Source organism: Arthrobacter sp. SLBN-100 (assembly GCF_006715305.1).
Lineage (GTDB): Bacteria > Actinomycetota > Actinomycetes > Actinomycetales > Micrococcaceae > Arthrobacter.
This window is the reverse complement of sequence record NZ_VFMY01000001.1, coordinates 177,523-197,016: the sequence shown is the minus strand read 5'-3', so window position 1 is coordinate 197,016 and position 19,494 is coordinate 177,523. Positions and strand designations below refer to the sequence as shown.

Annotated in this window: 18 protein-coding genes; 4 read left to right on the top strand and 14 right to left on the bottom strand. The window is 65.9% G+C overall.

The window, feature by feature from the left end:
- Positions 1-3 precede the first annotated feature (3 nt).
- The 9 genes from FBY31_RS00850 to FBY31_RS00810 all read right to left on the bottom strand — a co-directional run bounded on the left by FBY31_RS00850 (position 4) and on the right by FBY31_RS00810 (position 12,707).
- A complete protein-coding gene (locus FBY31_RS00850) occupies positions 4-822 on the bottom strand; it encodes an ECF transporter S component (RefSeq protein ID WP_142035747.1) in 819 nt (272 codons plus the stop codon).
- Between the two features lie 236 nt (positions 823-1,058).
- On the bottom strand, positions 1,059-2,084 hold the full coding sequence (locus FBY31_RS00845; protein WP_142035744.1) for a nucleoside hydrolase: 1,026 nt from the start codon (positions 2,082-2,084) through the stop codon (positions 1,059-1,061).
- Positions 2,085-2,091: 7 nt separating this feature from the next.
- Positions 2,092-3,069, bottom strand: coding sequence for an aldo/keto reductase (locus tag FBY31_RS00840; protein WP_142035742.1), 978 nt, complete (start codon positions 3,067-3,069; stop codon positions 2,092-2,094).
- Between the two features lie 8 nt (positions 3,070-3,077).
- A complete protein-coding gene (locus FBY31_RS00835; protein ID WP_142035739.1) occupies positions 3,078-3,638 on the bottom strand; it encodes a hypothetical protein in 561 nt (186 codons plus the stop codon).
- On the bottom strand, positions 3,635-4,252 hold the full coding sequence (locus tag FBY31_RS00830; RefSeq protein ID WP_142035736.1) for a DUF402 domain-containing protein: 618 nt from the start codon (positions 4,250-4,252) through the stop codon (positions 3,635-3,637). Before FBY31_RS00830 ends, FBY31_RS00835 begins: the two co-directional genes overlap by 4 nt.
- Positions 4,249-6,222 (bottom strand): 1-deoxy-D-xylulose-5-phosphate synthase, encoded by a 1,974-nt coding sequence (gene dxs / locus FBY31_RS00825; RefSeq protein WP_142035733.1) that lies wholly within the window; start codon positions 6,220-6,222, stop codon positions 4,249-4,251. Before dxs ends, FBY31_RS00830 begins: the two co-directional genes overlap by 4 nt.
- 141 nt (positions 6,223-6,363) lie before the next feature.
- Positions 6,364-9,189, bottom strand: a complete 2,826-nt coding sequence (locus FBY31_RS00820) for an aconitate hydratase (RefSeq protein WP_142035730.1) — start codon at positions 9,187-9,189, stop codon at positions 6,364-6,366.
- 165 nt (positions 9,190-9,354) lie between these two features.
- The gene (locus FBY31_RS00815; RefSeq protein WP_142035728.1) at positions 9,355-10,734 is read right to left on the bottom strand and encodes a class I SAM-dependent RNA methyltransferase; all 1,380 of its coding nucleotides are present in this window, start codon (positions 10,732-10,734) and stop codon (positions 9,355-9,357) included.
- Positions 10,731-12,707 (bottom strand): APC family permease, encoded by a 1,977-nt coding sequence (locus tag FBY31_RS00810; RefSeq protein WP_235012858.1) that lies wholly within the window; start codon positions 12,705-12,707, stop codon positions 10,731-10,733. Before FBY31_RS00810 ends, FBY31_RS00815 begins: the two co-directional genes overlap by 4 nt.
- Before the next feature lie 120 nt (positions 12,708-12,827).
- On the opposite strand from FBY31_RS00810, the gene FBY31_RS00805 reads away from it, so the two are divergent.
- Positions 12,828-13,502, top strand: a complete 675-nt coding sequence (locus FBY31_RS00805; protein ID WP_142035725.1) for a potassium channel family protein — start codon at positions 12,828-12,830, stop codon at positions 13,500-13,502.
- Complete coding sequence (locus tag FBY31_RS00800; protein ID WP_142035722.1) at positions 13,499-14,242, top strand: potassium channel family protein; 744 nt, start codon at positions 13,499-13,501, stop codon at positions 14,240-14,242. The genes FBY31_RS00805 and FBY31_RS00800 overlap by 4 nt, the downstream gene beginning before the upstream one ends.
- On the opposite strand, the gene FBY31_RS00795 is transcribed toward FBY31_RS00800, so the two are convergent.
- The 4 genes from FBY31_RS00795 to dut form a co-directional block, all read right to left on the bottom strand.
- Positions 14,239-15,054 carry a DUF3159 domain-containing protein gene (locus FBY31_RS00795; RefSeq protein ID WP_142035720.1) on the bottom strand — a complete coding sequence of 272 codons (816 nt, stop codon included), beginning with the start codon at positions 15,052-15,054 and terminating at the stop codon, positions 14,239-14,241. The two genes, FBY31_RS00800 and FBY31_RS00795, sit on opposite strands and share 4 nt — an antisense overlap.
- On the bottom strand, positions 15,051-15,305 hold the full coding sequence (locus tag FBY31_RS00790) for a hypothetical protein (RefSeq protein WP_327436902.1): 255 nt from the start codon (positions 15,303-15,305) through the stop codon (positions 15,051-15,053). Before FBY31_RS00790 ends, FBY31_RS00795 begins: the two co-directional genes overlap by 4 nt.
- Before the next feature lie 100 nt (positions 15,306-15,405).
- Positions 15,406-16,119 carry a DUF3710 domain-containing protein gene (locus tag FBY31_RS00785; protein ID WP_142035717.1) on the bottom strand — a complete coding sequence of 238 codons (714 nt, stop codon included), beginning with the start codon at positions 16,117-16,119 and terminating at the stop codon, positions 15,406-15,408.
- Positions 16,120-16,235: 116 nt separating this feature from the next.
- Complete coding sequence (dut, locus tag FBY31_RS00780) at positions 16,236-16,769, bottom strand: dUTP diphosphatase (protein ID WP_142035714.1); 534 nt, start codon at positions 16,767-16,769, stop codon at positions 16,236-16,238.
- Positions 16,770-16,909: 140 nt separating this feature from the next.
- Between dut and FBY31_RS00775 the strand changes: the two genes are divergently transcribed.
- Positions 16,910-17,398 (top strand): DUF3093 domain-containing protein, encoded by a 489-nt coding sequence (locus FBY31_RS00775; RefSeq protein WP_142035711.1) that lies wholly within the window; start codon positions 16,910-16,912, stop codon positions 17,396-17,398.
- A gap of 107 nt (positions 17,399-17,505) precedes the next feature.
- Here FBY31_RS00775 and FBY31_RS00770 read toward each other — a convergent pair whose 3' ends face one another.
- Positions 17,506-17,805 carry a DUF4193 domain-containing protein gene (locus FBY31_RS00770; protein WP_142035709.1) on the bottom strand — a complete coding sequence of 100 codons (300 nt, stop codon included), beginning with the start codon at positions 17,803-17,805 and terminating at the stop codon, positions 17,506-17,508.
- Positions 17,806-18,030: 225 nt separating this feature from the next.
- On the opposite strand from FBY31_RS00770, the gene sepH reads away from it, so the two are divergent.
- Complete coding sequence (gene sepH, locus FBY31_RS00765; protein WP_142035706.1) at positions 18,031-19,452, top strand: septation protein SepH; 1,422 nt, start codon at positions 18,031-18,033, stop codon at positions 19,450-19,452.
- The last annotated feature ends 42 nt before the right edge of the window (positions 19,453-19,494 follow it).

Below are 19,494 nucleotides of genomic sequence, written 5' to 3'. Positions count from 1 at the left end.
CGGTCAGGCGCCCTGTTCCGCAGCCTTGCCGGCCAGCACACGGTGCCGCCGGACAAACGGGAACTGCAGGCTCGCGCGCCGGGGCAGTGCGTAGATGAGCACGGCCACGGCGGTAAACACGATCGCCTTGTCCATGGGGTCGGAGATGAGGGCCTGCTTGGTGATGGCTGCCAGGAGGCTGTCCCCCATGGAGCGGAAGGCGCTGACGATGGCGCCAGTGGCTACGCCGGACGTGCCGCCGAAGACGAAGGCGGCCACCGGGGCGGAGACCACTCCGCCGATGATGCCGGTGACGAATCCGGCCACGGGTGCCAGGTAGAAGCGGCGGAAGAGGCCGTAGCGGGCGGCAAGGCCTGCGAGGCACCCGATCAGGGCGGCGCCGGCGGCGAACGGCAGCACGGTGGGGTTGAAGAAGGACCAGACGATGCTGCTCAAGGCGCCGGTTGCCGCACCGGCGGCCGGCCCTGCGAGGACCGCGACCAGCACGGTACCGATCGCGTCGAGGTAGAACGGCACCAGGGTGCTGCCCACGAACTGGCCGAGGACGATGTTGAGCACCAGGGCCACCGGAATCAGCACCAGGGTGGACGTCGGCAGGGTAGGCAGGACGGCCGCAATGAGCAGGATGGCGCCGGCCAGGAAGCCGGACAGGGCGATCAGGGCCGAGGCACTTCCCGGTCCGCCGGTAATGTCAGTGGGCTGGTTGAGGACCAGGTAGAGGTAGGTGCCCGCGATGGCCAGGGCGCCGAGGATTTCCAGCAGCCGGCGTTTGCGGGCGGCGGCAGGTGACGTGGACGGCAACGTCAGGGAGTGCGATGACATGGAGTTCCTTCAGGGTGCGCACGGACGGCCCGGGAAGCCCGGGCCGGATGGAGCGCTGCCTATGTCACCTCGGCAGCAGCCGGCAGGCAATCTGCGCCTGCCCGGTCCGCGGACAATTCTACCGCGGTGCTCCCGCTGTGGCGCGAAGGGTTTCGGTGGTTAAGCCTGTCGAAACCCCGGGCCGGTTTCGACAGGCTCAACCACCGGGACGACAAGCTCAACCACCGGGGATCACACTAGGGCAGGCGGCGCGCGAGGCCGCCGACGGCGGACACCAGCTCCCGGAAGGCAGCTTCCGGATGGTTTGCGGACACCACGCGTGCATTCGGCGGCGCTCCCCACAGGCCGCGGAAGTCGGCAACGGTGGTGCCCATCAGAATCTTTGAGCCGGTTTCCACATCCACGGTGGCGGGCCGGGCCTCGAAGTCCAGCGTGCCTGCGGCGACGCCGGCGGCGAAGTAGTCGTGGACGTGGGCCAGGTAGCCCTGGTCGTAGTGGCGGTGGAATTCGAAGTAGAACCGCAGGGCGTCGGACAAGTGCCGTACGAGCGTGTTGTCGGAGGTACTGTGCAGGCCCTCCGGCTGGCCGGGCAGCACCAGTTCGGGAACTGCGGCGCCTGCAGCCTCCGCCAGCTGCCGGACATGGTGGGGGTGCAGTTCCATCCGCTCGGTGGTGTCCAGGGAGCAGATGACGGGCAGCTGTTCCCGCGGCCAGCCCTGGAAGGCGGCGTAGACCTCCCTGGCCGCGTGCGGGTCCACGTGCGTGTTCCACTCTGCGGTGGGTGTTGTATTGCCCTGATGGTAGAAGCTGCCACCCATGATGACCACCTTCGCGAGCAGCCCGGGCAGCTGCGGTTCCTGCCGGAGTGCCAGCGCAAAGTTGGTCAAGGGTGCGGTGATCAGGGCGGTGAGCTCCCCCGGCCGGGCACGGGCATGCTCAACCCACAGGTCCACGGCGTTCCGCGCCGAAACAGCGCCGGCGGGTTCGGGCAGGACCGCGTATCCGATGCCTTGCGGGCCGTGGGTTTCGGGCGTGGTCAGCAGCGGTATGGCCAGCGGTTCGCGGGCGCCAATGGCCACTTCCACCCCCGGGCGGCCGCACAGTTCCAGCAGCGCCAGGGTGTTACGCGCCACCTGGTCCGCGTCCACGTTTCCGGGTGTGGCGGTGACGGATACGAACTCCGTGTCCGGCAGGGCAGCAAGGTAGGCGAGGGCCAGGGCGTCGTCGATGCCCGTGTCCACGTCCAGCAGGAAGGCAGTCATGCCGGCCCTAGAACAGCGCCACCTTGGGCACTGGAGGGAAAATGGTGTCCAGCTCCGCGAGGTCCTTTTCCGAGGGAATCCAGTCCGCTGCTTCGGCGTTCTGCCGCACCTGTTCCGGCCGGGTGGCGCCGGCGATGACGCTGGAAACCGACGGCTGGGCTGCCAGCCAGGAGAATGCGACCTGGATTTCGCTCAGCCCGCGTTCCCTGGCGAAGCTGCTGAACCTGTCCAGCTGGTCCCAGTCGGCGTCGTGGACCATGTGTTGCCGTGTGTGGCTGAGCCGCGATCCGTCCGGGGCGTGGCCCGGCGCGTACTTGCCGGTGAGCAGTCCGTTGGCCAAGGGGAAGTAGGGAAGGACGCCCAGGCCGAACTCCTCCGCTGCCGGAGTCACTTCAAGCTCGGCCCGCCGGTCCAGGAGGTTGTAGTGGTTCTGGGTTGAGATGAAGCGTGCACCGCCAAGTTCCCGGGCAACGTACTCCGCCTGGGCAATCTGCCATCCGGCCCGGTTGGAGTGGCCGATGTAGCGTACCTTGCCGCTGGTGACGAGGGTGTCCAGGGCGGACAGGGTTTCCTCTATCGGGGTGAGCGGGTCCGGCGTGTGGAACTGGTAGAGGTCGATCCAGTCGGTGCCCAGCCGGCGGAGCGAGGCTTCGACGGCCTGGATGATGTAGCGGCGGGAGCCCCGGGCGCCGAAGTCCAGGCCGCTGGCGCCTTTCATGTCCATGCCGAACTTGGTGGCAACGACGACGCCGGCCCGCCTGCTGCCGAGGGCCTTGCCGAGCATCGTTTCGCTGAGCCCGGGTTCCCTTCCGTAAGTATCGGCGACGTCGAACAGGGTGATTCCGGCCTCCACCGCAGCGTTAACCACGGCGTCGGTGGCCTCCTGCGACTCAGTCAGGGTGTTGGCGCGGCCAAGGTTGTTGCAGCCCAGGCCGACGGTGGACACGGTCAGGCCTGACTTTCCAACGCGGCGGTAGCTGGTCATGGAAACTCCTAGAGGCTGAAAGTGTTCGCGGGCTTCGCTGAATGCTTGAGCTTGAAGTTCTGCGGATCGCTGTGCGGGGCTGCACCGATGCTGAGCTTGGTGAAGTCCAGGTCCTCGTTCCGGGCACACACCTTGATGGCGTTCACGGCCTTGTTGACCTCGGGGCAGAGACAGAAGATGTTGAGCTTGAAATCGGTATATTCAGCGCGTTCCACCGTGCCGAGTCCCCGCCAGGCGAGATGGCTGATGAGGGCATCCTTGGCCTTTTCCTCCAGGTAGCGGTCCCTCTCGGTGCCCTCCCTGGTCTTGAGCGCAAACTGCGCCACCACCCAAAACTGCTCCTCCTCCGGGATCTCGGCGTAGCCGTCCTCTGCGCACTGGACCGCAAAAGCGTCCAGGAGTCCCTCGGCCGCCGCGGCATCCGGAACGTCGGTTTCCTCGGTCTTGCTCTGGTGGCCCACCGCCCCGTAGTTCATCACGAACTGGTTGTAGTCCTCGTCGAACCAGGCCTCCCGGAAATGGAGGGTGCCCTCTTCGTCGCGTCTGTAGACCCTGACAATTCCGCTCATTTGCGTCCTTCTGTGAACCATTCGACGTCGGTACCATCAAATGGTGGATTCTGCGCCTTGACGGCCCGGTAGAGCTCATCCGCGGCGGCCTGGATATCCTCGATCAGCCGCTCCGGGTAGTTCATGGAGACGCTGTGGTCCGCAAATTCGTCCTGGTCGTCGATGAAGACGCCGCGGTCTGCGGTGCGGACTACGTCCAGGTCCATATCGATGACATGGAATTCGGTGACGGCCGGCCGGATGTCAGTCCACTCATGGCCTACCGCCAGGTCGACATACACCCTGACTCCGTTGGGGTGGGCAGAGTCATAGAACGTGGCAACCCAGTCACCCTGCCGCGGCACCAGCAGCACGGCGTCGGACCGCGTGTAGAAGGCTGCACCCGGGCGGGAACAGAACTCGTTGGTGTCCTGGAAGATCCACCACCCGTGCCGGTCTTCGCCAAGATATCTGCCCGGAACCACCCAGTGGGCCTTGCCGTTCCATTTCCTGTTCCGGGCGACCACCAGCTGGCCAGGCTGCAGGCCAGTGGGGACCCGGGTGGTGGTGGTGTGCATGGCCGGCCCCGCCTCCCCCACGGCGCCCGGGTACTTCAGCGCATCCTCTTCCCTCACAGGATCGGAAGGCTGCCGGTGGTGGGATGCTGCTGGCCGGGCAGTGGACGCGCAAAGGGGACCTTTGTCCCCAGAACCTGGGCTACGACGTCGTGCGTAATCTGCTGGGCCGTCAGGCCCACGCGTTCCAGGACCTGGTTGCGGGTGCCGTGGTCCAGGAATTCGACCGGCAGGCCCACCTCGTTCAGGGCGGTGTCCACACCGGCGGTACGCATCTCCTGGCGGATCCGGGAGCCCACGCCGCCGGCACGGACGCCGTCCTCGATGCAGACCACCAGGCGGTGGTGGGATGCCAGCGCGATGATGGACCGTGGGACCGGAAGCACCCAGCGCGGATCCACCACGGTAGTGCTGATGCCCTGCGCGCCGAGCCGGTTGGAAACATCCAGTGCAAGCTCAGACATGGCGCCCACGGAGATGATCAGCACATCGTTCTCGGTGGATCCAGAGGGCCGGCGGGAGAGGATGTCCACGCCGTCGCTGAGGCGTTCCAGCGCCTCCACTTCCGCTCCGACCGAACCCTTGGAGTAGCGGACCACGGTGGGAGCATCGCTGATGGCCACGGCTTCGCGGAGTTCCTCGCGCAGCCTGCTGGCGTCGCGGGGCGCGGCCAGGTGCAGGCCGGGGACGATCTGGACCATGGACATGTCCCACATCCCGTGGTGGCTGGCACCGTCCGGGCCGGTAACGCCGGCGCGGTCCAGGACGATGGTCACTCCGGCCTTGTGCAGGGCAACATCCATCAGCAGCTGGTCGAAGGCGCGGTTCAGGAACGTGGCGTAAACGGCTACCACGGGGTGGAGGCCGCCGAAGGCCATGCCCGCCGCAGAGGTCAGGGCGTGCTGCTCGGCGATGCCGACGTCGATCACGCGGTCCGGGTGCCGGGCGGCGAACTTGTGCAGGCCCACGGGGATGAGCATGGCGCCGGTGATGCCGACGACGTCCTTTCGCTCATCGGCGATGGCGGCGATCTCGTCGGCGAAAACCGAAGTCCAGGACTGCGCACCGGCGCTGCCGGTGGGTTCCCCGGTTTCGGGGTCGATGATGCCTACGGCGTGGAACTGGTCAGCCTCGTGGGCACGGGCCGGGGCGTAGCCGTGTCCCTTTTCAGTCATGGCGTGGACAATGACGGGACCGGCGTAGTGCTTGGCCGTGGACAGCGCGTGCTCCATGGCCTGGAGGTTGTGGCCGTCCACCGGACCGATGTATTTCATGCCGAGGTCCTCGAACATGCCCTGTGGAGCCCACCAGTCCTTGATGCCCTTCTTCATGGCATGCAGGCTCTTGTAGGTGAACTGGCCCACGGGTCCGCCGTTTTGGAGCTTCTTCTTCCACCAGTCCAGGGCGCGTTCGTAGGCCGGGGTGGCGCGGAAGGAGTCGATGGTGGGGCGCAGGGAGGCGAGGTAGTCGGCAAAGCCGCCCACGGTGGGGGCGTAGGACCTGCCGTTGTCATTAACCACGATGACCACGCGGCGCCGCTTGTCTGCCGCGATGTTGTTGATGGCTTCCCAGGCCATTCCGCCGGTCAGTGCGCCGTCGCCCACCACTGCCACAACATGCCGATGGCCATCACCGGTCAGCTGGCGGGCCCGGGAGATCCCGTCAGCCCAGGACAGCGACGAAGAGGCATGGGAGCTTTCCACGATGTCATGCTCGGACTCGGCACGGGACGGGTAGCCCGAGAGGCCGCCTTGCTGGCGAAGGGTGCTGAAGTCCTTGCGCCCCGTCAGGAGTTTGTGGACGTAGGACTGGTGTCCGGTGTCAAAGACGATGCTGTCCCGGGGCGAGTCGAAAATGCGGTGCACGGCGAGCGTGAGCTCCACCACGCCGAGGTTTGGTCCGAGGTGGCCCCCCGTCTGGGAGACGTTAGTGATCAGGAAATCCCTGATCTCCGAAGCCAGCTGGTTCAGCTGTTCTTCAGACAACTCGTTCAGGTCCTGCGGATTCCGGATGGTGTCCAAGATTCCCAATGACCCCTCCTTCGGGTGGTAGACGTGCCGTTTAACTCTAACGCCTCGCTTCAAAGGCAAAGATCAAATGCAAAGCCGAAGCCCCGGCTGGTCGGTGACCGGCCGGGGCTTCGGGAGGCGCTTACTGCTGGGCAGAAACCGCTAGTTTGCGGAGATCTGGCGCAGCACGTACTGCAGGATGCCGCCGTTGCGGTAGTAGTCCGCTTCACCCGGGGTATCGATGCGCAGCACTGCGTCGAATGACGTGGAACTGCCGTCCTCGGCGGTGGCGGTGACCTTGAGGGTCTTTGGCGTGGTGCCCTCGTTCAGGGCAGTGACGCCCTCAACGGAGAACGTCTCCGTGCCCGAGAGGCCCAGGGTCGCAGCCGATTCACCGGCGGGGAACTGCAGCGGCAGGACTCCCATGCCGATGAGGTTGGAGCGGTGGATACGCTCGTAGCTCTCGGCGATGACAGCCTTGACGCCCAGCAGGGCGGTACCCTTGGCAGCCCAGTCACGGGATGAGCCGGAACCGTATTCCTTGCCGGCCAGGACCACCAGCGGAGTGCCGGCTGCCTGGTAGTTCTGCGCGGCGTCGTAAACGAACGCCTGCGGTCCGCCTTCCTGCGTGAAGTCGCGGGTGTAGCCACCTTCGACGCCGTCCAGGATCTGGTTCTTGATGCGGATGTTCGCGAACGTTCCGCGGATCATCACCTCGTGGTTGCCGCGGCGGGAACCGTAGGAGTTGAAGTCCTTGCGCTCCACGCCGTTGGCCAGCAGGTACTGCCCGGCCGGGGTGTCCGACTTGAAGGAACCGGCCGGGGAGATGTGGTCGGTGGTGACCGAATCGCCCAGCTTCAGGAGCACGCGGGCGCCGCTGATGTCCTTGACCGGATCCGGCTGTGCCTGCATGCCCTCGAAGTACGGGGGCTTCCGGACGTAGGTGGAGTTCGGGTCCCAGGCGAAGGTGTCACCGGCGGGCGTGTCGAGCGCCTTCCAGCGGTCATCGCCGTCGAAAACGCCCTCGTAGCCCTTGGCGAACATCTCCTTGTCGATGGAGGAATCGATGACCTGCTGGACCTCAACCGGGTTGGGCCAGATGTCCTTCAGGAAGACGTCGTTGCCGGCCTCGTCCTTGCCCAGGGCGTCGGTCTCGAAGTCGAAGTCCATGGAACCGGCCAGGGCGTAGGCGATGACCAGCGGCGGGGAGGCCAGGTAGTTCATCTTCACGTCCGGGTTGATGCGGCCTTCGAAGTTGCGGTTGCCCGAGAGGACGGCCGCGACGGCGAGGTCGTTGGCCTGGATGGCCTCGGAGACTTCGGCTTCCAGCGGACCGGAGTTGCCGATGCAGGTGGCGCAGCCGTAGCCCACGATGTAGAAGCCGAGCTTCTCCAGGTAGGGGGTCAGGCCGGACTTTTCGTAGTAGTCGGTGACAACCTTCGAGCCGGGGGCAACGGAAGTCTTGACCCACGGCTTGGCGGTGAGGCCCTTTTCGACGGCGTTGCGCGCCAGCACGGCGGCGGCCAGCATGACGGACGGGTTGGACGTGTTGGTGCAGGACGTAATGGAGGCAATGGTCACTGCTCCGTGGTCCAGTTCGAACTCGCGGCCGTCAGCCATCTTCACGGGGACGGGGCTGGAGATGCGTCCGGCTCCCCCGTGCGCCGCCGAGTACTTCGGCGGTTCGCGGTCGGTGTCGGAGATGTGCGTGGCACCGGCCGTGAAGGAGGGCGAGTCGGAAGCCGGGAAGGTCTCCTCCAGGGACTCGTCCAGGGTTCCGGCGTCCGCATCGTGGGAGACGTAGTTCTTGAGGTCGTGGCGGAACTCGTCCTTGGCCTCGGTCAGTTCGATGCGGTCCTGAGGGCGCTTGGGGCCGGCGATGGACGGAACAACCGTGGAGAGGTCCAGTTCGAGGTACTCGGAGAACTTGATCTCGCGGGAGGGATCGTGCCAGAGGCCCTGTTCCTTGGCGTAGGCCTCCACGAGGGCCACGTTCTGATCTTCGCGGCCGGTGAGGCGCAGGTAGTCCAGCGTGACGTCGTCGATCGGGAACATGGCGGCCGTGGAACCGAATTCCGGGCTCATGTTGCCGATAGTGGCGCGGTTGGCGAGCGGCACAGCGGCCACGCCTTCGCCATAGAACTCCACGAACTTGCCCACAACGCCGTGCTTGCGGAGCTGTTCGGTGATGGTCAGCACCACGTCGGTGGCGGTGGCACCGGCAGGGATGGAGCCGGTCAGCTTGAAGCCCACAACACGCGGGATCAGCATGGAGACGGGCTGTCCCAGCATGGCGGCCTCGGCTTCGATGCCGCCGACGCCCCAGCCGAGCACGCCCAGGCCGTTAACCATGGTGGTGTGCGAGTCGGTGCCGACGCAGGTGTCGGGGTAGGCGCGGAGGGCGCCGTCAACCTCGCGGGTCATGACCGTGCGGGCCAGATATTCGATGTTGACCTGGTGCACGATGCCGGTTCCCGGCGGGACCACCTTGAAGTCGTCGAACGCGGTCTGGCCCCAGCGCAGGAACTGGTAACGCTCACCATTGCGCTGGTATTCGATCTCCATGTTGCGCTCCAGCGCGCCGGAGTTACCGAACGCATCGATCTGGACGGAGTGGTCGATGACCATCTCGGCAGGTGCCAGCGGGTTGACCCGCTTGGGGTCGCCGCCCAGTTCCTTGACCGCTTCACGCATCGTCGCCAGGTCCACCACGCAGGGGACGCCGGTGAAGTCCTGCATGATCACGCGTGCAGGCGTGAACTGGATTTCTGTATTGGGCTGGGCATTTGGATCCCAGCCGGCCAAGGCGCGAACGTGATCGGCAGTGATGTTCGCGCCGTCCTCGGTCCTCAACAGGTTTTCAAGCAATACCTTGAGGCTGAACGGAAGGTTTTCTGCACCTTCAACGGAGTTCAACCGGAAAATTTCGTATTCGGTTCCGGCTACATTAAGTTTGCCTTTTGAACCGAAGCTGTCCACAGTGCTCATCGCAGGACTCCTCTCGCAACAGTTTCATCTTTGTCGCGCGGTTGACCGCCTGCTAGTTAGGACGCCCTTATTAGCTCCGGGCCCGCAAATTGCACACGGCCGGCCGTGAATACGGAGCGCGACGTGGGACTACTACGGCCATCGTAGTCGAAAACAGCGGTGGCATCACCGACCCGGAGTCAGCAGCGCCACCGTTTCCAGGTGGTGGGTGTGGGGGTAGAGGTCGAAGGCCCGGAGGTCCGAGAGCTCCCAGCCGGCCTGGCGGAAGTACCCCACGTCACGGGCGAACGACGCCGGGTCGCAGGACACGTAGGCGACGGCGCGCGGGTGCGAGGCCACAAGCTGCCCCACCACCGCTTTCCCGGCCCCTGCCCGGGGCGGGTCCAGGAGCAGGGCGTCGAAATCCCGCGGTTTCTGGCGGAGAACGCGCTCGACGCGGCCCTGGACGATCTCGACGTGCGGCGCTGCGTGCAGGTTCTTTCGTGCGTCACGGCTGGTTCCCGGGGCGCCTTCCACGGAGAGGACGGACCCGGTCTCCCCCACGGCGTCGGCCAGCACGGCCGTGAACAATCCGGCCCCCGCATAAAGATCCGCAACCACGGCGCCGGCGTGAAGGAACCCGTCATCTTGCAGGAATTGTGTGACAGCCCCCACAAGTGTCCCGGGCGCGTCGCGGTGGATCTGCCAGAACCCGGCGCCCGTGACCCGGTATTCGTGGCCGGCCGCCGATTCCTGTACCCACAGCCGTCCGCGCAACTGCTCAACGGCCTCCGTCACGGGATCAAAGGCCGCGACGGATACGTCGGCGGGCAGCTGGGCCGCGATGGCACTGAGCCGCTTGGGTTTGGTGCCCTCCGCCGGGGCCAGGAGCACCAGCGGACGGGAACCGTTGGCCGGCGCAGCCACTTCCACGCGGTGCACGCCCTGCAGGTCGATATCCCACAGGCGCAGGTTGTTGATCGCATCCGTGGCCAGCGGCATCTCCCGCACCGGGACGATCTGCGTCGACCGGTGGGCGTGCATGCCCAGCTTCCCGCCGGGGGTGACCGAAAAGCTGGCTCGCGTGCGCCACCCGAGGCCGCTGCCGCCGTCGGACGTTCCGCCCACCGCTTCCACGGACGCACCTGCCCAGCTTTCGGGCAACTGCTCGACCCCGGCGAGCCGCCTGAGCTGTTCGGCGAGCACGTCTGCCTTGAGACTGCGCTGGCGGGCCAGGGCAATGTGGCCGAACTCCGCTCCGCCCACAGGCGGGTGGCCGTGCTCCCAGGCACGGCGTGAATCCGCCGCATGCCAGAAATGGTCCACGCGGTCCGGCGAGGCTTCGAGGACGTCCACTGTGTCGGCGCGCCAGAACTTGGCCTTCTCGTCAGCGTCCGTCAGCCGGGCCCGTACCTTCTCGCCGGGGATGGCGTGGCGGACAAAAATGACGCGGCCTTCATGCCTGGCCACGCAGTGCCCGCCGTGGGCCACGGGTCCGACGTCGAGCACTACTTCCGTGCCGGCTTCTCCGGCAGGTGCCGGCTGGATTTGTGTCTTTGCAATCATTGGACGTCCTGCAGGTTCTTCGCTTCTTCGGATGATTTGAGTTGCCAGGGAACGCTGGCCACCATGACGCCGGGTTCGAAGTGCAGCCGGGTCTTGATGCGCAGTGCGGTCTGATTGTGGACCAGCTGCTCCCACCACTTACCCACCACGTACTCGGGGATGTACACCACCACCAGGTCGCGCGGTGAATCCCGCCGCATCTGCTTGACGTACTCCATGATGGGTGTGACCGTCTCACGGTAGGGGCTCGCCAGCACCGTCAGCGGCACCGGAATGTCCAGCTTTTCCCAGTCGGCCACCGTCTGTGCCGTTTCTTCGGAGTCGATGTCCACGGTGATGGCATCCAGGCGCGAGGGCCGGGAAGCCCGGGCGTAGGCCAGGGCCCGGAGGACGGGCTTGCGTACGTGGGACACCAGCAGGACGGCGTGGACGCGGGTGGGTAGGGCACGCGGTGAGGAGTCCGCGTCCACTGCCAGTTCCCGGGCCACATTGTCGTAGTGCGCCCGGATGCTCCACATGATCAGGAAGAGGACGAACATGGCCAGCAGCGCAATCCAGGCGCCCTGCTCGAATTTGGTGACCAGGACGATGACCAGCACCAGGGCGGTCATGCCGAAACCTACGGTGTTGATGGCGCGGGACTTCGCCATCCGGCGCCGCACTGCCTTGTCCTTGGCCAGTTTCAGTTCCCTGCCCCAGTGCCGGATCATGCCCAGCTGGCTGGCAGTGAAGGAGATGAAGACGCCCACGATGTAGAGCTGGATGAGTTTCGTGACATCGGCGTTGAACGCGATGATCAGCACCAGGGCGCCGGCAGCGAGGGCCAGGACGCCGTTGCTGAAGGCGAGCCTGTCGCCCCTGGTGCGGAGCTGGCGGGGAAGGTAGCCGTCCTGGGCGAGGATGGAGCCCAGGACCGGGAAGCCGTTGAAGGCAGTATTCGAAGCAAAGACCAGGATGACGCCGGTGGCGGCCACCACGATGTAGAACGGGATCGAGCCGGCTCCGAATATGGTCTGGGCGATCTGGCTGATGGCCGGATTCTGGATGTAGCCCTCGGGCAACGGGTTGCCGTTGAGGAGGAACTCTGTGGCCGGGTCCAGCACAATATGGACCTTGGTGGCGTTGGCCAGGTAGATGATGCCCGCCAGCATCGCTGCGCCGATCACGCCCAGGAGCAGCAGCGTGGTGGCAGCGTTTTTGCTTTTGGGGACTTTGAAATTCGGGACGCCGTTGCTGATGGCCTCCACCCCGGTGAGCGCCGCGGCCCCGGAGGAGAAGGCCCGCAGCAAGAGGAAGGCCCCCGCCAGGCCCACCAGGCCTTCCTCGAAACCCGCCGTCGGGACGATGGTGAAGGCAGCGGAGGGGGCCTCTCCCAGCTGCCCGGTGGCGGCCTGGAAGATGCCGACAGCTGTCATACCGATAATGGAGGCCATGAAAATATAGGTTGGTACCGCGAACACGCTGCCGGCTTCCTTGATGCCGCGCAGGTTGACCAGGGCGAGGATAACAACGCCGATGGTGGCGATCGTGGCCTGCTGGCCGTGCAGTGACGGGACGGCCGTCGTCAGGTACGTCGCTGCCGAGGACATCGAGACTGCAACGGTCAGGACATAGTCCACCAGCAGGGCCGACGCCACAGTGAGGCCGGCGTACTTGCCCAGGTTCTCGCCCGCGATCTCGTAGTCGCCGCCCCCGGAAGGGTACGCGTGGACGTTCTGCCGGTAGGAGGCCACCACGGTCAGCAGCACCACCATCACGGCCAGGCCCACCCACGGCGAGAAGGCCACGGCACTGACCCCGGCCAGGGCCAGTGTCAGCAAAATTTCGTCCGGCGCGTACGCTACCGAGGACAGCGCGTCCGACGCGAAAACCGGAAGTGCGATCTTTTTCGGAAGCAGCGTATGGGCCATCCGGTCATTCCGGAATGGCCTGCCCACCAGCACGCGCTTGACCGCATTGAATATTGTCAGCACCCCACAAAGCTAGTCTGATTCCCGGTCTGTGTCATGACGGCCGGTCAACAGCGGCTTCCGGGACGCTGACGGTAGAGTTCTAGCGGCAGGACGAACGGGAAAGAAACTAAGGAGATACTGGTGGCGCATTTCGTGATCATGGGATGTGGCCGGGTGGGGGCCACACTGGCGCACACCCTTGAAGATGCCGGGCATTCCGTGGCCATCATTGACCAGGACGACCGCGCTTTCCGCAGGCTCCGCCAAGGCTTCACCGGCCGCAAAGTCACTGGGGTGGGCTTCGACCGGGACACTCTCAAGCAAGCCGGCGTTGCCGAGGCGTACGCCTTCGCCGCGGTATCCAGCGGTGACAATTCCAACATCCTCGCCACCCGCGTGGCCCGGGAGACCTTCCACGTGCCCCATGTTGTAGCCAGGATTTACGATCCCGGCCGGGCCGAAATCTACCAGCGCCTGGGAATCCCCACGGTGGCGGCGGTCCGCTGGAGCGCGGACCAGGTGCTGCGGCGGATCCTTCCGGAACAGCACCTGGCGGGTGACTTCCGGGAGCCTTCCGGACGCCTGGTGCTGGCCGAACTGGATCTCGACGCCGGCTGGATCGGCCACCGGATCAGCAGCATCGAAAAAGCTGCCGGCGTCCGCGTCGCTTACCTCACCCGGTTCGGCGAAGGATTGCTTCCCGATGCCGGAACCGCGTACCAGGACGGCGACACTGTGCACGCCATGCTGCAGGTCGACCGCAGCGCCCAGGTTTCCCAGATCCTCGCCAAAGCACCCGCCAAGGAGTACCAGTGAAAGTTGTGATTGTCGGTGCCGGCAGTGTGGGTTCGTCCATCGCCCGGGAACTCCTGGCACACAAACACGAAATCCTGCTGATCGACCTCAAGCCTGAGGTTATTGGGCGCAGCGGACTCCGCGGCGCGCACTGGCTCGTCGGCGACGCCTGCGAACTGAGCACGCTGCAGGGCGCCAAGGTGGAGGACGCCGACGTGGTGGTCTCAGCCACCGGCGACGACAAGGTCAACCTGGTGGTATCCCTGCTGGCAAAGACCGAATTCGGCGTTGGCCGCACCGTGGGCCGGGTGAACAATCCAAAGAACGACTGGATGTTCAACGATTCATGGGGCGTGGACGTCGCTGTCAACACTCCCCAGCTGATGACCGCGCTGGTGGAGGAAGCTGTGGAGATTGGCGACCTGGTCCGGCTGCTCACCCTCCAGACCGGTGTGTCCTCACTGGTGGAGTTCACCGTCCCCCACGATTCGCACGTCATCGGCAGTACCGTTGGCGACATTGTATGGCCGGAGGACTCCACCCTGGTGGCCATCCTGCGCGACCATGCGCCAATTACGCCAAGCCGTGACGACGTGATTGACGGCGGCGACGAACTGTTCTTCGTCACGACCATTGCCGCGGAGGACGAGCTGCGCGCCCTGCTCTCCCCTGATTCCCCGGAAGCATCACGGCCCAGGGCTGACGATGGAACCGCCCACGCGGACCAGCAGGGCCCGGAGGACGACGGGTTCGACGGCTAATCCCCCGCTGTTGCGTCCCGTGCGGCTGCGCCGTCCTCCGCGTCGACGCCTGCCGGGGCCGGCCTCGTGATCAGCCAGGCGACCCAGACGCCCAAAATGTACAGCGGAGCGCTCATGATGAGCCTGGTGGTGGCGAGGGCGGCCAGCCCTTCCGGCCCCAGGAGATAGAGCGGGACCTGCACCACAAGCCGGAGCACCAGGACGGCAACGATGACCCACGTGCCAAGCCGGTAGGCCTTAAGCCGGGCGGGGTCCTTGCGCCAGTCCAGGCCCTCGTTGCGGATGAACCCGAAGAGCAGCCCGGCCACCGGCCACTTGACCAGGATCGAGATCACCATCGCCACGATGTAGGCCGCGTTGGTGAAAAAGCCCGGCAGGTAGAAGTTCTCAGCCTTGCCCGTGGTGTTGGCGAGCCAGGCTGAAATGCCCACGCCCACCACACCGGCCAATGCTTGCGTCAGGGGACGCCGCTGCACCAGCCGGACCACGGTGAACACCGCGGCGGCCGCCAAGGCGGCTACGAGGGAAACCGTGAGGTCCTGGCTGACGGTGTACGCCACGAGGAACATCAGGCCGGGCAGGATGCTTTCGGCAATGCCTTGGACTCCGCCGGCGCTGCGCAGCACGTCCACGCGCCCGTCATGCGTCCGGTGCAGCCCTGCCTTGGCGGCGTATTCTGCGGCAAAGCCTGCCATCGGCGACGGTGCTTGTCCGTCAACCGCTTCCTGCCCCTCGGGCGCCTTCCCGGCAGGGCCGCCCGGCTGCCCGTCCTGTCCGGGACCGTTGGAGGGGCTGGGACTGGGCACGGTCATTCGTTCTCCTGGCGGGACAGTATTTCGTAGCGTGGGTTGAACATGGTGGGCAGGCCCTGCACCGTGGAGAGCATCCCTTCAAGCCGCACCTCGGTGCCGGCATCGATTCCTGGTACGCGCCGCCGTCCGAGCCACACCACGCGGAGCCTGGCAGGGCGCCCGGCAGCGGCGCCGATCCCGCGGTGGCGGGCATCGGCGTCGGAGACTATGGCGCTGAACTCCGCGGTCTGGTCCGTCGGAACATATGTCACGGATTCGATCCACCCATGGCACACAACCCGCCCTTTGGCCGGCAACTGGCTCAGGGGAATATCGCCGTTTTCGCCAAACGGAGCTCCCCTTGATGCGGAATCAGCCAATCTGGGTGATTTCAGGACCACGTTCAGGTTCCTGGAGTGAGGGTGCGCCGGGCGGCGGCGTGGGCGTGGCGTCCTTGGGCAGGCGCAGCTGCAGCAGGTCGCGCGGCGGCATGGGGTTGTCTCCCCGGATCACCACCACCTGCCGGAACAGTGCTTCGAGAGGTTCGGCGGCGGGCCGTTCGAGCGCTGCGGCACCGCCCAGGACGCCGCGCAGGAACCAGCGGGGGCCGTCCACTCCAACGAAGCGCGCCACCCGGTAGCCCTGGCTCCCGTCCGGCAGGCCTGCAGGAAGTTTCGCCACGAGCTCGGTTCCGAAGGGCCCTTCGATCTCCTCCACCTGGCCGCCCTGGCCGCCCACGGACTGGCCGATCTGCTCCCGGATCTCGTCCCAGAGTCCCTCGCTCTTGGGGGCCGCAAAGGCCTGCAGCTGGAGGCTGGAGCCGTTCAGGTCCATGGTCACCGCGACGACGCGCTGCGTGGCTTCTTCCACCTCCAGCCGGAGCTGGAGCCCCTCGCTGGGAGTAATCAGGAGTGCACCCAGGTCAACGTAGCCATCACGGCTGCTGATTTCGGATTCATCGAAAGGGCCGTTCGAGCGGTTTCCGGAACTGTCCTTCGCCTCCTCCGCGGTCTCCGCGGCAGGCAACAGTTCGTCCGGTTCGGCTGCTTGTTCCTTTTTGGCTTTCCTGCCGAGCCCAAAGACCATTTGGGTGTCTCCTTAGTTGTGAAGTTGCCGGTCCGGCCCGTAGGGGGTCCCGCCGTCGTGCTTTATTGCCGTCCCGCCGGCGCGTGCCGGAACTGAGGAACGGGGAAGGGAAGCGTTCAAGCCCGGGGCACGTTGAAGCCGCCGGTGGAACCGAATCCTCCTGTGCCACGTACGGATCCGCTCAATTCGTTGACGGGGATGAACTGCGCGTACTCAACACGCTGAATGACCATCTGCGCAATTCTATCGCCGCGGCGCAGCTCGATGCTTTGCGTCGCATCAGTGTTCAGCAGGGTGACGGCGATTTCGCCTCGGTAGCCCGCGTCCACGGTTCCGGGGGCGTTCACGATGGTGAGGCCGTGTTTGGTGGCCAGGCCCGAGCGTGGGTGAATCAGGGCAACGAAGCCGTCGGGGAGGGCGATGGCCACTCCGGTGGGGACCAGCTTCCGCTCCCCCGGCTGCAGGACAACATCCTCGCGTGCACGAAGGTCCGCGCCCGCGTCGCCCGGGTGGGCGTAGGACGGCGCCTCTATCTCCGGGTCGAGCATCTTCAGCTGGACCTGCAGCGTGGGGGCACCCAGGGCGGCGGGCGGCGCAAAGCCGGAGGCTTCGTCAGGGAACGTATCTACTGCGGCGGGATGTTCAGTCACAGTCACTCACTCTAACCCGCGCCCCCAAATCAGTCCTAAGGCCGCGGCACCGGAACCGCTCGTGCATCCCGTGCGACCTGTGGCCGCTGGAAGGGTTCTACCAAGGTGAAATAGCCGGGCAAAAATGGAAAGCTGGGCTTATGCCCGAATCAAGCTCCCCTCCGCCCGTGCCCGAGGTTCCTTCCACCGGGGCGCCGGTGATCTACCGGGAGAAGCTGTGGCCCAATGTGTGGATCTGGATTATCTCTGCCGGTATAGCCGGGGCCGGCATCCTGATGTTCGCCCCCATCAGCATGACAGCGGGTTATACGGCCGCTGCGGTGCTCTTCGCAATCATCGCCATTCTCCTGGTCCTGTCCACGCCGGCCATCGTGGTGACTGATAATTCACTGACCGTTGGCCGCGCCACCATTGAGCGACGGTTTGTAGGCTCAGTGGAAGCGTTCCGGGGCGAGGACGCAACGGCAGAGCGCGGAACCCGCCTCAATGGCCTGGCGTTCCTTTGCATCCGGGGCTGGATAGACCCGGTGGTCAAGATCCGGATCACGGACCCGTCGGACCAGACGCCGTACTGGCTGACCTCCACCCGGCGCCCCGACAAGCTGACCGCAGCCCTGGCAGGCAGGTAAGCCCCCTGCCGGCCCTGGCATGCCGGTGAGCAGCACCGGCAGGATGCGTCATCCAGATGAGCTGCCCTGCCGAGGCCGCACTCCGCCGTCGGCATGCTTGCCCTTGCTTACCCCTCACATTCCTTGCAATAGAGGCGGCCGTCCTTCTCGCGGGCAATTTGGGAACGGTGCCGGACCAGGAAGCACGAAGAACACGTGAATTCGTCCGCCTGGGCAGGCACCACCTGCACCATCAGCTCTTCACCCGAAAGGTCCGCGCCGGGGAGTTCGTAGCCGGCGGCCAGATCGCTTTCGTCTTCGTCCACCACCACGACCGGCTTGTCCGTGCGGCGGGTCTTCAGCTCCTCGAGGGAGTCCTCGCCGAGGTCTTCTTCAGACTTGCGCGGCGCATCGTAATCGGTGGCCATGTTCGCCGTATCCTTCTTCCTTTTGACCAGCCTGCCAATGCCACCCTTCATAACGCTGCAGGCATCGCGTTTGTGCCCGCAGGGAACCCCATTTCCACATCGGCCTCAGGGCCGACGGCCAGGCCGGCTGCCGGAATATCGCGGCGCGCCCTGCCCCTTGACACAAAACAGGTTCACCTGGTGGCAGAGTTTCGATTGATAGTAATGCCAGGGTGGAGGATTTGTATGCAGGATCTACGGCTTGTAGGCGTACACGACGACGGGACGCATCTCCTGTTGAGCGGGGCCGGCGGCGAGATGTTCCAGCTGCCGATCGACGAAGCGCTGAGGACCGCGAGCAGGCCTGCGCCCAGGCCTGCTGCTGAGCGGCCCGCCATTCCCCTGTCCCCGAGGGACATCCAGGCCCGGATCCGGGCCGGGGCGACGGCCGCAGATGTGGCCGAGCTGTCCGGCCTGCCGCTGGCCAAGGTGGAACGCTATGAGGGACCCGTCCTGGCGGAACGCGAGTACGTGGCCCAGCAGGCCCGGAAAGTGGAAGTCGCTTCGCCATCGCCGGGCCACGACATCTACCGGTCGGCGTTCGGCGATAGTCCCGCCACCTTGGCTGACATGGTGGCACACAGGCTTTCTGCCCACGGCATTGATCCCTCCTCCGTTGAATGGGACTCCTGGCGGCGCCAGGATGGTGCATGGACGGTATCGGCCAGCTTCGAGGCAAACACCGGCGGAAAAGCCGGCATCGGTGAAGAACCACCGGCACTCTGGACCTTCAGCCCAACCCGAAAGTCGCTGCAGAATGCCAACCGCTGGGCCCAGCAGCTCAGCGAGCTCGAGCCCCTGGACGGCCCGGTCCCCGCACGAAGGCTCTCTGCAGTCTCCGACCGCCCCTTCGATTTTGAAACCGACGCCGACTCCGTCCGGACGTCACCAGGCGGCGAGGGCCAGCCCGATAGCAAGGACCCGGACGGGCTCCTTGACATGCTGCGCTCCCGCCGGGGCCAGCGACTGGGCGTGGACGAGGACTCTGACGACGCCCTGGCGCTGCTGCTGACCCATGGTGTCCCCGCCGCCCACCCGAGGCCCTCCGAGGTACTGCCCGAGGCGGAGGAGCACCCGGACGAGTCACAGGAGGACCCTCCCGAAACTCCGGCCGCCCAAGGCAGCTCCTTCACCCGGCGACGGGACGCCAGGCCTTCCATGTTGTCGCGGCTCAGCCTCATACCTCCGCACCGGGAGGCGATGGAGGATGCCTTGAAGCTGCACGACGGCGTGAGCACCGAAACCCGTGAGATCACTATTGTCGCGTCGCCCCAGCGGCCCTCCAGCGGTGCCCAGGGAGGCACCCAAGCAACCGGCCATGGGGACGCGGGCAGCCGTGACGCCGGCAGCCGTGACGCGGGCAGCAGTGACGTGCGCAGCGGTGACTCTGGCGGAAGCGCCGGGGGCAGCGGCAATCTTTCCAGTGGCGCAATCCTGAACGAGTTGCTGGGCAACAACCCGCGGCGTCCGGCTCCACGGACCGACGACAGCTCTCCCGCTACCGGCCAGCTTCCCGAAACGGGTGCGCCCGAGCGGCAGCCGGGCCGGCCCAAGCGTTCCAGCGTTCCTTCCTGGGACGAGATTGTGTTCGGCACCCGCAGCGAGTAGGCGGGTCTCCCCAGTCAGAAAAGCTTGGGCTGTCGTCGCAGG

Bases quoted from the DNA above. Each gene is read 5' to 3' on its own strand.
- FBY31_RS00850 (WP_142035747.1), bottom strand. From the start codon at position 822: ATGTCATCGCACTCCCTGACGTTGCCGTCCACGTCACCTGCCGCCGCC.
- FBY31_RS00845 (WP_142035744.1), bottom strand. From the start codon at position 2,084: ATGACTGCCTTCCTGCTGGACGTGGACACGGGCATCGACGACGCCCTG.
- FBY31_RS00840 (WP_142035742.1), bottom strand. From the start codon at position 3,069: ATGACCAGCTACCGCCGCGTTGGAAAGTCAGGCCTGACCGTGTCCACC.
- FBY31_RS00835 (WP_142035739.1), bottom strand. From the start codon at position 3,638: ATGAGCGGAATTGTCAGGGTCTACAGACGCGACGAAGAGGGCACCCTC.
- FBY31_RS00820 (WP_142035730.1), bottom strand. From the start codon at position 9,189: ATGAGCACTGTGGACAGCTTCGGTTCAAAAGGCAAACTTAATGTAGCC.
- FBY31_RS00815 (WP_142035728.1), bottom strand. From the start codon at position 10,734: ATGATTGCAAAGACACAAATCCAGCCGGCACCTGCCGGAGAAGCCGGC.
- FBY31_RS00795 (WP_142035720.1), bottom strand. From the start codon at position 15,054: ATGACCGTGCCCAGTCCCAGCCCCTCCAACGGTCCCGGACAGGACGGG.
- FBY31_RS00785 (WP_142035717.1), bottom strand. From the start codon at position 16,119: ATGGTCTTTGGGCTCGGCAGGAAAGCCAAAAAGGAACAAGCAGCCGAA.
- FBY31_RS00775 (WP_142035711.1), top strand. From the start codon at position 16,910: ATGCCCGAATCAAGCTCCCCTCCGCCCGTGCCCGAGGTTCCTTCCACC.
- FBY31_RS00770 (WP_142035709.1), bottom strand. From the start codon at position 17,805: ATGGCCACCGATTACGATGCGCCGCGCAAGTCTGAAGAAGACCTCGGC.
- sepH (WP_142035706.1), top strand. From the start codon at position 18,031: ATGCAGGATCTACGGCTTGTAGGCGTACACGACGACGGGACGCATCTC.